At 73.3% G+C, this 15,585-nt stretch carries 12 protein-coding genes; 9 read left to right on the top strand and 3 right to left on the bottom strand.

Annotated elements, in window-relative coordinates; all coding sequences use genetic code 11:
* Positions 1-114 precede the first annotated feature (114 nt).
* Positions 115-609, top strand: a complete 495-nt coding sequence (locus OG625_RS25580) for a MarR family winged helix-turn-helix transcriptional regulator (protein ID WP_329385499.1) — start codon at positions 115-117, stop codon at positions 607-609.
* Positions 610-714: 105 nt separating this feature from the next.
* On the opposite strand, the gene OG625_RS25575 is transcribed toward OG625_RS25580, so the two are convergent.
* A complete protein-coding gene (locus OG625_RS25575; protein WP_329385496.1) occupies positions 715-957 on the bottom strand; it encodes a hypothetical protein in 243 nt (80 codons plus the stop codon).
* A 56-nt stretch (positions 958-1,013) separates the two neighbouring features.
* A complete protein-coding gene (locus OG625_RS25570) occupies positions 1,014-3,149 on the bottom strand; it encodes a 4-alpha-glucanotransferase (RefSeq protein WP_329385494.1) in 2,136 nt (711 codons plus the stop codon).
* 222 nt (positions 3,150-3,371) lie between these two features.
* On the opposite strand from OG625_RS25570, the gene OG625_RS25565 reads away from it, so the two are divergent.
* Positions 3,372-6,371, top strand: coding sequence for a beta-N-acetylglucosaminidase domain-containing protein (locus OG625_RS25565; protein WP_329385491.1), 3,000 nt, complete (start codon positions 3,372-3,374; stop codon positions 6,369-6,371).
* A gap of 160 nt (positions 6,372-6,531) precedes the next feature.
* On the opposite strand, the gene OG625_RS25560 is transcribed toward OG625_RS25565, so the two are convergent.
* Complete coding sequence (locus OG625_RS25560) at positions 6,532-7,068, bottom strand: HNH endonuclease (RefSeq protein ID WP_189737015.1); 537 nt, start codon at positions 7,066-7,068, stop codon at positions 6,532-6,534.
* A gap of 300 nt (positions 7,069-7,368) precedes the next feature.
* On the opposite strand from OG625_RS25560, the gene OG625_RS25555 reads away from it, so the two are divergent.
* The 7 genes from OG625_RS25555 to OG625_RS25525 all read left to right on the top strand — a co-directional run bounded on the left by OG625_RS25555 (position 7,369) and on the right by OG625_RS25525 (position 15,479).
* Positions 7,369-8,451 carry a mechanosensitive ion channel family protein gene (locus tag OG625_RS25555; RefSeq protein ID WP_329385487.1) on the top strand — a complete coding sequence of 361 codons (1,083 nt, stop codon included), beginning with the start codon at positions 7,369-7,371 and terminating at the stop codon, positions 8,449-8,451.
* 152 nt (positions 8,452-8,603) lie between these two features.
* Complete coding sequence (locus OG625_RS25550; RefSeq protein ID WP_329385485.1) at positions 8,604-9,917, top strand: ROK family transcriptional regulator; 1,314 nt, start codon at positions 8,604-8,606, stop codon at positions 9,915-9,917.
* A 90-nt stretch (positions 9,918-10,007) separates the two neighbouring features.
* Positions 10,008-11,342 (top strand): ABC transporter substrate-binding protein, encoded by a 1,335-nt coding sequence (locus tag OG625_RS25545; RefSeq protein ID WP_329385482.1) that lies wholly within the window; start codon positions 10,008-10,010, stop codon positions 11,340-11,342.
* Between the two features lie 6 nt (positions 11,343-11,348).
* A complete protein-coding gene (locus OG625_RS25540; protein ID WP_329385479.1) occupies positions 11,349-12,299 on the top strand; it encodes a carbohydrate ABC transporter permease in 951 nt (316 codons plus the stop codon).
* 1 nt (position 12,300) lies between these two features.
* The gene (locus OG625_RS25535; protein ID WP_329385476.1) at positions 12,301-13,152 is read left to right on the top strand and encodes a carbohydrate ABC transporter permease; all 852 of its coding nucleotides are present in this window, start codon (positions 12,301-12,303) and stop codon (positions 13,150-13,152) included.
* 6 nt (positions 13,153-13,158) lie between these two features.
* A complete protein-coding gene (locus tag OG625_RS25530; protein ID WP_329385473.1) occupies positions 13,159-14,424 on the top strand; it encodes a 6-phospho-beta-glucosidase in 1,266 nt (421 codons plus the stop codon).
* Positions 14,415-15,479 (top strand): N-acetylglucosamine kinase, encoded by a 1,065-nt coding sequence (locus OG625_RS25525; RefSeq protein ID WP_329385471.1) that lies wholly within the window; start codon positions 14,415-14,417, stop codon positions 15,477-15,479. The genes OG625_RS25530 and OG625_RS25525 overlap by 10 nt, the downstream gene beginning before the upstream one ends.
* Positions 15,480-15,585 lie beyond the last annotated feature (106 nt).

Genomic DNA, 15,585 nt, shown 5'->3' with positions numbered 1-15,585 from the left:
CTTCCCCCGAAGTAGGTGGCCAAAGTAGGTCGACGGAAAGTAGCTTACTTCTAAGCTACTTTCCGTCAAGCAACTTTCTTGCGATCGACTTCCGGAAGGCTGGATACTGCGCCCATGACCGAGGCCAAAAAGGACGCCGTCGATGCCATCACCGCCCAGTGGCACGTGGTGCGCCCGGACCTGAACACCGACCCCATGGCCGTCTTCGGACGCATCTACCGGATCGCCCGGACCATGGGCGACGAGATGGAACGGGCCTACGCCCGCTTCGGCATCTCACGCGGGGAGTTCGACGTCGTCGCCACGCTGCGCCGCTCCGGCGAGCCGTACACGCTGTCGCCCCGACAGCTGTCGGCCACGCTGATGCTCACCACCGGCGGAATGACGGGGCGTCTGGACAAGCTGGAGAAGGCCGGACTGCTGTGCCGCAAGCCCGATCCGCACGACCGGCGCGGACTCCAGGTGACGATCACCGACCGCGGACTCGCACTCATCGACGAAGCCGTCACCGCCGGCCTGGAGGTGCAGCGCACCGCGCTCACCGGGCTGAGCGAGGAAGAGGTCGAAGTGCTCACCGGCCTGCTCCGCAAGCTACTGGCCGGGCTCTGAGAACACAACGAGGCGCCGGAGGTCGCCACACAGCCGTTACGAACGGCGTGCGGACCCCCGGCGCCCGGGAATTCCTGCGGTGCTGCCCCTGCGGGATCAGCCCGTTCAGGCCTGCTTCTGCGGCCTGTCCGTCGACTTGTCGAGGACCATCACCAGACCCGTGATGACCAGGAACAGCACGATCGGCAGGGCCACATACAGGCCGAGCGTCTCGCCAATGCTCAGGCCCGGGCCCGGGTCGTCGCCGTCGTCGCGGGTCAGCGCGAGGGCGGGAGACGTCATCAGCAGCATCATCAGCGCAGATCCGGCCGTGACGGCGCCGGCGCGCAGAGCGTTCTTCTTGTCCACGGTGCCAAACTAGCGAACGCCCGAACAGCCCGCGCGCCCGGGGGTGCCGTACGGGGTCACGCCCCCTTGCGGAGCGCCCTCAGCAGTGCGTTCGCCCGGGGCGCCGCGGCCAGTTCCTCCAAGGTCAGCGGCCGTCCGTCGGCGTCGGCGACCGGCAGCCGCCAATTGGGGTACTGGTCCCAGGTGCCCGGCAGGTTCTGCGGCCGCCGGTCCCCCACCGCGTCCGGCAGCCATACGCCGACCAGCCGGGCCGGGGTGCGCAGCAGGAAGGCGTACAGGGCCCGCACGGCGGCCTCCTCGCCCTCGGTGTCCAGGCCCAGCCCGGCCAGCAGTTCGAGCCACTCGGCGGTGTCGGCCGCGTCCTCGGTCCGCTCCGCCTCCACCGGGCGGGTCAGCAACCCGAGCCGGTCGCGCAGTTCCACGTGGGCCCCGGCGAGCTTGGCGGCCGTGGGCGGCAGGTCGTGGGTGGTGACGGTGGCCAGGCAGTCGGCCCGCCAGTCCCCCGGCGCGAGCGGTTTGCCGCCGCCGTCCCAGTCCCGCTCGAACCAGAGCACCGAGGTGCCCAGCACCCCGCGCCGGGCCAGCGCCCGGCGGACCCGCGGCTCCACCGTCCCGAGGTCCTCGCCGATGACCAGGGCGCCGGCGCGGTGGGCCTCCAGCACCAGGATCGCCAGCATGGCCTCGCCGTCGTACGAGACGTACGTGCCCTCGGCGGGCTCGGCGCCCTCCGGGATCCACCAGAGCCGGAACAGGCCCATGACGTGGTCGATGCGCAGGGCGCCCGCGTAGCGGAACACCGAGCGCAGCAGCGACCGGAACGGGGCGTAGCCGGTGGCGGCCAGCCGGTCCGGGCGCCAGGGCGGCAGTCCCCAGTCCTGGCCGCGCGCGTTGAAGGCGTCGGGCGGGGCGCCGACGGAGATGTGCCCGGCGTAACAGGGCGACCCGAAGACGTCGGAGCCCTGTGGGTGCACCCCGACGGCGAGGTCGTGCACGATGCCGACGGCCATGCCGGCCTCCCGGGCGACCCGCTGGGCGGCGGCGAGTTGGCCGTCGGTCAGCCAGAGCAGCCAGCGGTGGAAGTCGGCCCGCTCCTTGGGGTCCTCCCCCGCGCGCCCGGCGCACCAGAAAGCGTGCACGTCCAGCGGAGGGCCCTGCTCGGCGCGGAACACCTGGTAGTCGGCCTCGCGCTCGGGCGTGCGCGGGACGGCGTACAGCAGCTCCAGAGCAGCGCGCTTGAGTTCCCAGACGGCGTCCCGGTCGATCAGCGCGCCCTTCTCCAGCACCTGGCGGCGCAGCTCCCCGCCCCGGGCGGCGAGTTCGGCGAGGGCCTCCCGGTCGGGGCAGTCGGCGTACTCCGGGACGTCCTCGATGCGCAGGTGGACCGGGTCCGGGAAGCGGCGCGAGGAGGGGCGGTACGGGGACGGGTCGGTCGGGGTGCCGGGCACGGCCGCGTGCAGCGGGTTGACCTGGATGAAGCCCGCGCCGTGAGTGCGGCCCGCCCAGCGGGCGAGCTCCGCGAGGTCGCCGAGGTCGCCCATGCCCCAGGAGCGTTCGGAGAGCAGCGAGTACAGCTGGACGAGCAGCCCGTGGGCCCGCCCGGGTGCGGCGGGGGTGCGCTCCGGGGCCACGATCAGGGTGGCTTCGCAGGTGCGCCCGTCCGGCGTGGTGACGGCGATCCGGTGAACCCCCAGGGGCGGCGAAGCCGACCGCCGCCGGGGCCGGGTGCGCGCCGGGGCGTCCCCGCAGGGCGCCGAACGCAGCGCCGCGTCACTGTCCGACCCCTCACCGCGTTCGGCGCCCGAGGAGACGTCCCGGCGCGCGCCCGGCCCCGGCGGCACCGCCGTGGGCCACCCGCCGGGACCGGTGACCCACTCCAGGGGCTCCGCGCCCGGCGCCCCCTCCTCACGCTCCAACTCCACGCGGACCCGCGTACCCAGCGGCAACGCGGCCAGCCCGGCCGGGGCCGGTTCTCCCTCCCACCACACCACCGTCGGAGGCAACACCCGCTCCAGGGCCTCCCGTTCGGCGGACTCCGCGAACACCCGGACGGACTCGGGGGTGTCGGTGACCACGCCGAGCAGCCCGAGCACGGCGGCGACCGTGGACCGCGGCACCTGGACGGTGACGTCCGCGGCGGGCTGGTAGGTGGTGGCCACACCGTGCAGGGCCGCGAGCCGGGCCAGGTCGTCCATGGGCGCACTCCTTTGTGCATGAGGGTGGGTCGGCGTCCGGTCAACACCGGGGCGGCACCCTGGGACACGGCCGGGAAACACAGCAGCCCTACCCAGTCCGGGGCATCGCATTCCTGGCGCATCCCGGTCAGATCGCCCATCCGCATTGACACTCCAGCCGCACGGGTGGTGGGCTCGGGCTCATTCGTACGAGCGGGGCATGTCTCGCAGCGAGGAGGCTCTGTGCAGCTCAGGGGCAGGAAGCGGACCACCGCCGCCGCCATGGCGGTGATCGGGGCGCTGCTCGGCGGCGCCGTGTCCTCCGCGCCGACCGGGACCCTGGCGATCGGTTCCGCTCCGGCCGGGCCGGACCGCGAGCCGGGCCCCGTCGCGGGCGCGGGCGCCTCCGCCGAGCTGGTCCTCGACCCCGCCGCCAACCCCTCGCGTACCGCCGCCGAGGGGCCCGCCGTATGGCCCCGCCCGCAGTCCATGACGGCCGATCCGGCGCGCGAGGTGCCGCTGGGCGCGGAGGCCGTGCTGGTGGCGCCGGGCGACGTGGATCCGTACGCGGTCCAGGTGGTGCGGACGGCCCTGCGCGCGGCGGGCGTGCGCACCCTGCACGAGAGGGCCCCCGGGGCTCCGCTGCCGGCGAGCGGCACCGTCGTACGGCTCCAGGGCAAGGACGCCGAGGAGGCACTGCGGGCGCTGGACGCGGCCGAGGCCGGGGACCTGCCGGACGGGGGCTACCGGCTCGCGGTGGGGCGGCCCGGCGGCCGGGACACGGTCGCACTGGCCGGCGTCGGCGAAGACGGGCTGTTCCACGCGGCGCAGACGCTGCGTCAGCTGCTCGCGGCGGGCGCCGGAAAGGCGCCCGGGGTGCTGGTGCGGGACTGGCCGGCGGCGCCCGTGCGCGGGATCACCGAGGGTTTCTACGGGGAGCCGTGGAGCGGGGAACAGCGCCTCGCGCAAGTGGAGTTCATGGGGCGCACGAAGCAGAACCGGCTGCTGATCGCGCCCGGCGACGACCCGTACCGGACGACGGCCTGGCGCCAGGAGTACCCGGCCGAGCGGCAGGCGGAGTTCCGCGCGCTGGCCGAGCGGGCCCGCGCCAACCGGGTCGTACTGGGCTGGGCGGTGTCCCCCGGCCAGTCGATGTGCCTGTCCTCGGAGACCGACCGGGCGGACCTCGTGCGCAAGGTGGACGCGATGTGGGAGCTGGGCTTCCGCGCCTTCCAGCTCCAGTTCCAGGACGTCAGCTACTCGGAATGGGGCTGCCGCGAGGACCGCGAGCGGTACGGGCGGGGCCCGGCAGCGGCCGCGAAGGCGCACGCGGAGGTCGCGGGCGGGCTGGCGGCGCACCTGGCCCGGAAAGACCACGGGGCGGCCGCGCTGTCGCTGCTGCCGACGGAGTACCACCAGCAGGGCTCCACCACCTACCGCAAGGCCCTGGCGGCCGCGTTGGACCCGCGGGTGGAAGTGGCCTGGACGGGCGTGGGCGTGGTCCCGCGCACGATCACCGGGAAGGAAGTGGCCGGCGCCCGCTCGGTGCTGGGCCACCCGCTGGTCACCATGGACAACTACCCGGTGAACGACTGGGACCCGGGCCGGATCTTCCTCGGCCCCTACGCGGGGCGCGAGCCGGCGGTGGCGGGCGGCTCGGCGGCCCTGATGGCCAACGCGATGCCGCAGGGCACCCTGTCGCGGATCCCGCTCTTCACGGCGGCCGACTTCGCGTGGAACGCGCGCGGTTACCGGGCCGGGGAGTCCTGGGCGGCGGCGGTGCGCGAACTGGCGGGCCCGGACCCGCGGGCGCGGGAGGCGGTGGCGGCGCTGGCCGGGAACACCGCGTCGTCGGGCTTGAAGCTGGAGGAGTCGGCGTACCTGAAGCCGCTGGTCGAACGGTTCTGGCAGGCCCGGGCGGCCGGTGACCCGACGGCCGGGGCCGAGCTGCGCAAGGCGTTCACGGTCCTGCGCGAGGCCCCCGCCCGGCTCCCGGCCCTGTCGGCCGAGGCGGGGCCCTGGCTGGAGCGGCTCGCGCGCTACGGCACGGCGGGCGAGCTGGCGCTGGACGTCCTCCAGGCGCAGGCCCGCGGCGACGGCACGGCCGCGTGGAAGGCCTCCCAGTCCCTGACCCGGGCCCGGGAGGCCCTGGCGGAGCCGGGCACGGCGCGGGTGGACAAGGCCGTACTGGACCCCTTCCTGACGCAGGCCGCCGCGGAGGCGGACGCGTGGACGGGCGCCGCCCGCGAGGCGGGCACGGTGACGCAGGACGCGAACACCTGGACGGTACGCCTGGACGCGGAGCGCCCGGTGTCGGCGGTGACGGTGATGACGGACCCGCTCCCGGCGGGCGCGCGGGGCGCGGCGGTGGAGGTCCACGTGCCCGGCGAGGGCTGGCGCAAGGTGGCCGACGCCGCCGCCTCCGGCTGGACCCAGGTGGACACGGGCGGGCTGCGCGCGGACGCCGTACGGCTGTCCTGGGCGGGCGCGGGGACCGCGCCCGCGGTGCACCGGGTGGTGCCCTGGCTCGGGGACGGCCCGCAGGCCCGGTTCGAGCTGGTGGACGGCGCGGCGGCCGACGCGGAGGTCGGCGGCGCGGCGGCGCGGGTCACCGCCCGCCTCACGGCCCTGGGCGCCGGCGAGGTGCGGGGGGCGCTGTCGGCGAAGCCGCCGGCGGGCGTCTCGGTCCGGCTGCCGGAGACCGTGGTGGCCCCGCGGGGCGGGCAGGTGACGATCCCGCTGGAGGTCGCCGTCGCCCCGACGACGGCGCCGGGCACCTATGCGGTCCCGGTCACCTTCGGCGCGGAGACCCGCACCCTGACGGTGCGTGCGGTGCCGCGTACGGGCGGCCCGGACCTGCTGCGCACGGCGCGGGCCAGTTCCTCGGCGAACGAGACCCCGGACTTCCCGGCGTCGGCTGCGGCGGACGGCTACCCGAACACCCGGTGGTCCTCGCCTGCGGTGGACGGCGCGTGGTGGCAGGCGGAACTGCCGTCCCCGACGCGGATCGGCCGCCTGGAGCTGCACTGGCAGGAGGCGTACCCGTCGGCGTACCGGGTGGAGACCTCCGCCGACGGCCGCACGTGGCACCCGGCCGGGGCCGTCCCGGCCTCCCGCGGCGGCCGCGAGACGGTCCGCGTGGACGCCCCGGAGGCGCGGTTCGTCCGCGTCACGTGCGACCGCCGCGCCACCCGCTTCGGCTGCTCCCTCTGGAGCGCGGAGGCGTACGCGGTCACTCCGTAGCGCGCCCAGCGCAGCCCTGCGGGCACTTTCAGCCCCTCCGGCGTTTGAGGAGCGGGGGGGCCGGGGGCGGAGCCCCCGGCAGCGCCGCCGCACCATCCAGCCCCGCCGGCGATTGAGGCGCGGGGGCCGGGGCGGAGCCCCGGATGGCCGGCCCGCAGGGTCAGGACGCCGCTACCCCGATGCGCTCCAGCGCATCCTCCGCCCCGTACGGCTGGAGATACGGCATCCAGCGCGGATCCCGGTGTCCCGTGCCGATGATCCGCCACGCCAGCCCGGACGGCGGCGCCGGCTGGTGCCGCAGACGCCACCCGAGCTCCAGCAGGTGGCGGTCGGCCTTGACGTGGTTGCACCGGCGGCACGCGGCGACGACGTTGTCCCACGCGTGCTGGCCGCCCCGGCTGCGCGGGATGACGTGGTCGACGCTGGTGGCGACGGCACCGCAGTACATGCAGCGCCCCCCGTCGCGCGCGAACAGGGCGCGCCGGGTGAGAGGAACGGGCCCCCGGTAGGGGACCCGCACGAAGCGCTTGAGCCGTACCACGCTGGGAGCGGGGACGACCCTTGTCGCGCTGTGCAGATAGGCGCCGGATTCCTCCAGGGAGACAGCCTTGTTCTCCAGGACGAGGACGAGCGCGCGGCGAAGCGGTACGACGCCGAGGGGCTCGTACGACGCGTTGAGGACCAGGACGTGCGGCACGGACTGCCTCCTTGTACGTCGGCGGCGCGTGGCTCGCGCCGGGACGATCTGCTCTCCAGTCTCTCCTTACGGCTGGTCGAAGCGCCACCACGCGCCCGTAACGGGTCCGGGGTGTTTTCAACCACACGTGCTTCCTGCCCAAGTGAGTCTGGTCTCTCCCTCGAACAGAAGGGCACTTGGCAAACGCGTTGAAGGGATTGCCCCGTTAGTGTGGTTGGTCTGCCCGCTCGTCCTCCCCCGGGCTCCGGTCCGGGGGTACCCCCATCCGCGGGCAGACCGCCATACCTGGAGGTTCCCGTCGTGCCCTGGCCCGCCGCTCTGCTGCCGCTGGCAGCAGACGTTCCGGACGCGCCCGCATCGGTCAAGGAGGCGCAGGAGAGCGTCACCGAGGCCGCGAGCTTCATCGAACAGAACTGGGCCACCTGGCTGGGCATCGGCCTGCGGATCCTGCTGATCGTCGTGATCGCGGCCGCGCTCCGCTCGGTGGTCCGCAAGGCGCTGACCAAGCTGATAAACCGCATGAACACCAGCGCCGAGGCCGTCGAGGGCACCGCGCTCGGCGGGCTGCTGGTCAATGCCGAGCGGCGCAGACAGCGCTCGGAGGCGATCGGTTCGGTCCTGCGTTCGGTGGCCTCGTTCCTGATCCTCGGCACGGCCGCCCTCATGGTGCTGGCCGCGCTGAAGATCGACCTGGCCCCACTGCTGGCGAGCGCGGGTGTGGCCGGTGTCGCGATCGGTTTCGGTGCCCGCAACCTGGTGACGGACTTCCTGTCCGGCGTGTTCATGATCATGGAGGACCAGTACGGCGTCGGGGACAAGATCGACGCAGGCGTGGCCTCGGGCGAGGTCATCGAGGTCGGCCTGCGCGTCACCAAGCTGCGCGGGGACAACGGCGAGATCTGGTACGTGCGCAACGGCGAGATCAAGCGGATCGGCAACCTCAGCCAGGGCTGGGCGACCGCGATGGTGGACGTCCAGGTCAAGCCGACTGAGAGCCTGACCCGGATCCGCGAGGTGGTCCAGGACGTCGCCGACACCCTGGCGAAGGAGTCCCCGTGGGACGAGCGCCTGTGGGGTCCGGTGGAGGTGCTCGGCCTGGACGAGGTACTGCTCGCCTCGATGACGGTGAAGGTGTCGGCGAAGACGATGCCCGGCAAGCAGTTCGCGGTGGAGCGGGAGCTGCGCTGGCGGATCAAGGAGGCCTTCGACTCGGCGGGCATCCGGATCATCGGCGGCCTGCCCGCCGGGGAGGACGAGGAAGAGCCCGCGGCGGACGCGTCGGCCGCCGTCGCCCCGCCCTCGGCGTTGGCGAACCCGGTCTCCCCGCAGTCCCTGGCCACCGCGCCGATCCCGCCGCCGAGCGGCCCCCGCATCACGAAGTAGGAGCCACGAGCAGGACCGGTCACCCAGAACGGACGCTTCCGCTGCCCCGCAGGTCAAACCTGCGGGGCAGCGGCATTGACACGGCTCGAAAGGCGATAGGAAACTTACCTAACAGTTGCCCGTGGTTCACCCGGTGAGAGAGAGACCGCGCCATGCCCGCCGCCACGCCCGGAACCCCCAGCCTGCTGCGCGCCATGAACGACCGGGCCGCCCTCGAACTCCTGCTGGCGCACGGGCCGCTGTCCCGGACCCGGATCGGCAACCTGACCGGGCTGTCCAAGCCCACCGCCTCCCAGTTGCTCGCCCGCCTGGAGGCCGCCGGACTCGTCGTGGCCACCGGCACCGACGACGGCCGGCCCGGCCCCAGTGCGCAGCTGTACGCCGTCAACCCCCGGGCCGCGTACGTCGGCGGACTGGACGTCACCCCGGGCCGGGTGCTCGCCGCCGTCGCCGACCTCACCGGTACGGTCGTCGGCACGCACGAGGTGCCGTACGCGGAGGGCACGAGCGCCGTGGACCAGGTGACCGAGGCCCTCGGCGAGGCCGTCAAGGCCGCCGGGCTGCACCGCTCCGACCTGCACCGGGTGGTCATCGCCACCCCGGGCGCCTTCGACCCGCGGAGCGGCCGGCTCCGCTACGCCGGCCACCTCCCCGGCTGGCACTCCCCCACCCTCCTCGACGAGCTGGCCGCCGCCCTGCCGATGCCCGTCGAGTACGAGAACGACGTCAACCTCGCAGCCGTCGCCGAGCAGCGCCTCGGCGCGGCCCGCGGCCACGAGGACTTCGTCCTGCTGTGGAACGAGGAGGGGCTCGGCGCCGCCCTGGTGCTGGGCGGCCGGCTGCACCGCGGCTGGACCGGCGGCGCGGGCGAGGTGGGCTTCCTGCCCGTGCCCGGCCACCCGCTGGTCCGGCAGGTGACGCGGGCCAACACCGGCGGCTACCAGGAACTGGCGGGCGTCCAGGTGGTGCCCGGCCTCGCCGCCGAACTGGGCGTCACCACCCCGCCCGAGGCCAACCCCGAGGCCAAGCCCGGGGCCGAGGCGCCGCCCAGGGCCGAGGCCACGCCCGAGGCCGCGGGCGCGCCCGGAGCCGCGACACCGCCCGGGGGCGCGCCCGGAGGCCCGTACAGCCCCGAGGTCGGCGCCGCCGTCGCGCTGCTGGCCCGGGCCGCCGGCTCGCCGGAGGGGCCCCACCTGCGCTTCCTCCAGTCGTACGCCACCCTGCTGGCCACCGGTCTCGCCTCGCTGGTGGCCGTCCTCGACCCCGAGATCGTGGTCCTCTCCGGGGCCGTGATCGCCGCGGGCGGCGAGCCGCTGCGCGAGCTGCTGGAGGCCGAGCTCGGCGAACTGGCCCCCTCCCGGCCCCGCCTGGTCTCCGGCGAGGTGCCCGAACGGCCGGTGCTGCGCGGCGCGTTGGAGACCGCACTGGCCGCCACCCGCGACGAGGTCTTCGACACCTCCCGCTGACCCGAAGCCACACCCCCACACCCCCGCACCGCACCCCCGCACCGCCCCCCACCGGAAGTTTCGCCCTCCGCGCAGAGAGTGAGCCCCGCCATGCCCAGAACCGGACGCCCGATCACCGCGACCGTCCTCCTCGCCGCGATATCCGTCCTGGCCGCCGCCTGTACGGGCGCCGGACCGGACACCGCCGCCGACGACCCGAAGGCGGACGTGACCCTCAACTTCTGGCACGGCTGGTCCGCGCCGAGCGAGACCAAGGCGATCGAGGAGAACATCGCCCGCTTCACGAAGGCGCACCCGAACATCAAGGTCCAGGTCACCGGCAACATGACCGACGACAAGATCAATCAGGCGCTGCGCGCGGGCGGCGACAAGGCCCCCGACGTGGTCTCCTCCTTCACCACCGACAGCGTCGGCAAGTTCTGCAACTCCAAGGCCTTCGTCGACCTGAACCCCTTCCTCGCCAAGTCCGGGATCGACAAGGCGAAGGTCTTCCCCAAGACCCTGCTGGAGTACACCCAGTTCGACGGCAACCAGTGCACGCTGCCCCTGCTGCACGACGCGTACGGCCTCGTCTACAACAAGACCGCCTTCGCGGCGGCCGGCATCACCGAACCCCCCAGGACGTGGAGCCAGTTCACGGAGGTCGCGCAGAAGCTGACGAAGCCGAAGGGGGATTCGTACGAGCAGGTCGGCCTGATGCCCACTTTCCACGGCTACGAGACCAAGCCGACGCGCCTCGCCGCACAGTGGGGCGGCACGTACTTCGGCCCCGACGGCAAGTCCAACCTGGCCGGGGACCCGGCCTTCGCGAAGATGCTCGGCGCCCAGAAGGACCTGGTGGCCAAGCTCGGCGGTTACGAGAAGCTGGAGAAGTTCCGCAACACCTTCGGCGACGAGTGGAGCGCCGAGCACCCCTTCCACCTGGGGCTGGTCGCCATGCAGATCGACGGCGAGTGGCGGCCGTCGATGGCGAAGGAGGCCGGGGTGACGTTCGAGATCGGCACCGCTCCGATGCCCGTCCCGGACGAGCTGGCCGCCGACTACGGCAAGGGCTACCTCTCGGGCACGATCATGGGCATCGCCTCGGGCAGCCCCAAGCAGAACGCGGCCTGGGAGCTGGTCAAGTACATGACCACCGACACCGAGGCGGTCGTCGCCTTCGCCAACGCCATCCACAACGTCCCCTCCACACTGGCGGCCCTGGAATCGCCGAACCTCCAGGTGACCCCGGAGTTCAAGACCTTCCTCGACATCGCCCGGCACCCGAAGTCCAGCACCACCCCGGCCCAGGCCGACGGCGGCACCTACCAGCTGACCTTCGAGGACTTCGCGTACGGAGTCGAGAAGGGCGACGTCGCCGACATCCCGGCCGGTCTCGCCAAGACCGACCAGCAGATCGACACGGACATCGCGAAGGCCAAGTAGCCCTCCATGACCAGCACGAGCACGCACACCCTGCGTACGAAGCGCCGCCGGTCCGCGCTGCGGACCGCGGCCTTCATGTCGCCCTGGCTGATCGGCTTCGGCGTCTTCTTCGCCTACCCGCTGCTGTCCACCGTGTACTTCTCCTTCACGAAGTACGACGGCTTCCGGCAGCCCGTCCCCAACGGCCTGGACAACTGGGCCTACGTCTTCTCCGACTACCCGCTGTTCTGGCCGGCGATGCGCAACACCCTCTGGCTGGTCGTGGTGATGGTCTCCTGCCGGGTCGTCTTCGGCCTGGGCATCGGCCTGCTCATCACGAAGATCAAGACGGGGGCGGGGATCTTCCGGACCCTCTTCTACCTGCCCTACCTGGCCCCGCCGGTCGCCGCGACCCTGGCCTTCGTCTTCCTCCTCAACCCCGGCACCGGCCCCGCCAACACCCTGCTGGGCGCGGTCGGCCTGCCCACCCCCGGCTGGTTCACCGACGCCGACTGGTCCAAGCCCGCGCTCACCGCGCTCGCGCTGTGGGGGGTCGGCGACCTGATGGTCATCTTCATGGCCGCGCTGCTCGACGTACCGAAGGAGCAGTACGAGGCCGCCGAGCTGGACGGGGCCGGGGCCTGGGCGCGCTTCCGGCACATCACCCTGCCGAACATCTCCCCGATCATCCTGTTCGCCGTGGTCACCGGGGTCATCCAGGCCATGCAGTACTACACGCAGCCGCTGGTGGCGGGGAAGGTGGCGGCCGGGGTGATCGGCGGCTCGGGCCAGCAGTTCGAACCGGGCTACCCCGACAAGTCCACCCTGACCCTCCCCCAGCTCGTCTACAACCTCGGCTTCCAGCGCTTCGACTACGGTTCCGCTTGTGTCGTCGCCCTGGTGCTCTTCGCCCTCTCCATGGCCTTCACCGCGCTCCTGATGCGCCGCCGTGGCGGACTGATCGGAGCGGGTGACTGACATGCGCCGACATCATCACCACCACCGCCGCAAGGCCGTACTGCACTGGGTCGGCGTGCACGCGCTGGGCGTCGCGGCCGCCCTGTTCTTCGTCCTCCCCTTCGTCTTCCTCCTGCTGACCTCCCTGATGGGCGACCGGCAGACGCTGACCCGCGACCTGTGGCCGGACACCTGGGAGTGGGGCAACTACGCCACGGTGTGGAACACCCCGGGCTTCCTCACCTGGTGGCGCAACACCCTGCTGTACGCCGGGCTCGGCACCCTGCTGACCGTGGTCTCCTCGGTGCCCGTCGCGTACGCGCTCGCCAAGTTCCGCTTCCGCGGCCGGCGGCTCTCGCTGCTGCTCGTGATCGCCATGATGATGCTGCCGCCGCAGGTGGTGGTCATCCCCATGTACCTCTTCTGGGCCAAGCAGCTCGACCTGTCGGGCACGCTGTGGCCGCTGATCATCCCGATGGCCTTCGGCGACGCCTTCTCCATCTTCCTGCTCCGCCAGTTCCTGCTGACCATCCCCGACGAGTACCTGGACGCCGCCCGCGTCGACGGCTGCGGGGAGGTCCGCACCCTGCTGCGCGTGGTCCTGCCGATGGCCAGGCCCGGCATCGCGGCGGTCGCCCTGTTCCAGTTCTTCTGCGCCTGGAACGACTACTTCGGCCCGCAGATCTACGCCTCGGACAACCCGGCCGCCTGGACGCTCAGTTACGGACTGGAGTCCTTCAAGGGCGCGCACCACACCAACTGGAACCTGACCATGGCCGCGACCGTACTGGTCATGGCACCGGTGATCGTCCTCTTCTTCTTCGCCCAGAAGGCGTTCGTCGAAGGCATCACCCTGACCGGCGTGAAAGGCTGAACGACGATGAAACTCGCAGTGGTGGGCGGCGGTTCCACCTACACCCCCGAGCTGATCGACGGCTTCGCACGGCTGCGCGACACCCTGCCCGTCAGCGAGCTCGTGCTGATCGACCCCGCCACCGAGCGGCTGGAGCTGATCGGGGCCCTCGCCCGGCGGATCTTCGCCAGGCAGGACCACCCGGCCACGGTCACCACCACCGCCGACCTCGACGCGGGCGTCGCCGACGCCGACGCGGTCCTGCTCCAGCTGCGCATCGGCGGGCAGGCCGCCCGGCTCCAGGACGAGACCTGGCCGCTGGAGTGCGGCTGCGTCGGCCAGGAGACCACGGGGGCGGGCGGGCTCGCCAAGGCGCTGCGCACCGTGCCGGTGGTCCTCGACATCGCCGAACGGGTCCGCCGCGCCAACCCGGACGCCTGGATCATCGACTTCACCAACCCGGTCGGGATCGTCACCCGGGCCCTGCTCACCGCCGGGCACAAGGCGGTCGGGCTGTGCAACGTGGCCATCGGCTTCCAGCGGAAGTTCGCCGCCCTGCTGGACGTGGCCCCGGTCGAGGTCCACCTCGACCACGTCGGGCTCAACCACCTGACCTGGGAGCGGGGCGTACGCCTCGGCGGGCCCGACGGCGAGGACCTGCTGCCCCGGCTGCTCGCCGAGCACGCGGAGGCCATCGCCGCCGACCTGCACCTGCCGCGCGCGGTGCTCGACCGGCTCGGAGTGGTGCCCTCGTACTACCTGCGCTACTTCTACGCCCACGACGAGGTCGTACGGGAACTGGGCGCGAAGCCCTCCCGGGCCGCCGAGGTCGCCGCGATGGAGCGGGAACTGCTCGGCCTGTACGCGGATCCCGCGCTCGACGAGAAGCCGGCGCTGCTGGCCAAGCGGGGCGGGGCCTTCTACTCGGAGGCGGCCGTGGACCTCTCGGCCGCCCTGCTGGGCGACGGCGGATCACCGGTGCAGGTGGTCAACACCCTCAACCACGGCACCCTGCCGTTCCTCCCCGACGACGCGGTGATCGAGGTGCAGGCCCGGGTCGACGCCTCCGGTCCGGTACCGCTGCCCGTGCCCCGGCTGGACCCCCTGTACGCCGGACTGGTCTCGCACGTGACGGCGTACGAGGACCTCGCGCTGGACGCCGCCCTGCGCGGTGGCCGCGAGCGGGTCTTCAAGGCACTGCTCGCCCATCCACTGGTCGGGCAGTTCGACCTGGCCGAGGGGCTGACCGACCGGCTCCTCGCGCACAACAAGGAGCACCTGGCGTGGGCGTGACCCTCCCCGCCGTCGTGGCGATCGACGCGGGCAACAGCAAGACGGACGTGGCGCTGGTCGCCGCCGACGGCACGGTGCTGGGCACCGGGCGCTCCGGGGGATTCCAGCCCCCGCTCTGCGGCGTCGAGGCCGCGGTGGACGTCCTCGGGCAGGCCGTCGCGAAGGCCGCCGCGGCCGCCGGACTGCCCGCGCCTGGGCCCGGGTCCCCGTACCCGGCACGGGTGTCGGCCTGCCTGGCCAACGCGGACCTGGCGGTGGAGGAGCAGCAGCTCACGGAGGCGATCGGCGCGCGGGGCTGGGGCGCGGCCACCGAGGTGCGCAACGACACCTTCGCGATCCTGCGGGCCGGTGTGGACGAGCCGTGCGGGGTCGCGGTGGTGTGCGGGGCCGGCATCAACTGCGTCGGGATGACCCCGGACGGGCGCACCGCGCGCTTCCCCGCGATCGGGCGGATCTCCGGCGACTGGGGCGGCGGGGGCGGACTGGCCGAGGAGGCCCTGTGGTTCGCGGCCCGCGCCGAGGACGGTCGGGGGGAGCCGACGGAGCTGGCCCGGGCGCTGCCCGCGCACTTCGGGCACGCCTCGATGTACGGGCTGATCGAGGCGCTGCACCTGGGCCGGATCCCGGGCGGGCGGCGGCACGAACTCACCCCGGTGCTGTTCGCGGTGGCGGCCGCCGGGGACCCGGTGGCGAGCGCCCTCGTGCACCGGCAGGCGGACGAGGTCGTGGCCATGGCGGCGGTGGCGCTGCACCGCCTGGAACTCCTCGACCGGGAGGTCCCGGTGGTGCTGGGCGGTGGGGTACTGGCCGCCCGGCACCCCCAGCTGAACGACCGCATCGCCCGCGGCCTGGCCGAACGGGCCCCGCTCGCCCGGATCGACGTGATCACCGCCCCACCGGTCCTGGGCGCCGCACTCCTGGGCCTGGACGCCCTCGGGTCGGCGCCCGGGGGGTACGCCAGGCTCCGCGCGCATTTCGGGGCTTCCCTGAACGCCGGGTCCGGTGCCCGCTCCGACGCCCGGTTCGGCACGCGGTTCGACGCCCAATTCGGGTGAACCTGCCCCGGGGCGCGGCAGGTCTGGAACCGTGACGGTCGCAGGAACGTATTCACGGTGAAGGCTTGGCTGGGGCGCCGGGGGGACAGATCGCCCAAGATCGAGC

It is taken from the genome of Streptomyces sp. NBC_01351, assembly GCF_036237315.1.
Classification (GTDB): domain Bacteria; phylum Actinomycetota; class Actinomycetes; order Streptomycetales; family Streptomycetaceae; genus Streptomyces.
The sequence above is the reverse complement of the archived record's forward strand: the minus strand, read 5'-3'. Positions and strand labels throughout refer to the sequence as shown.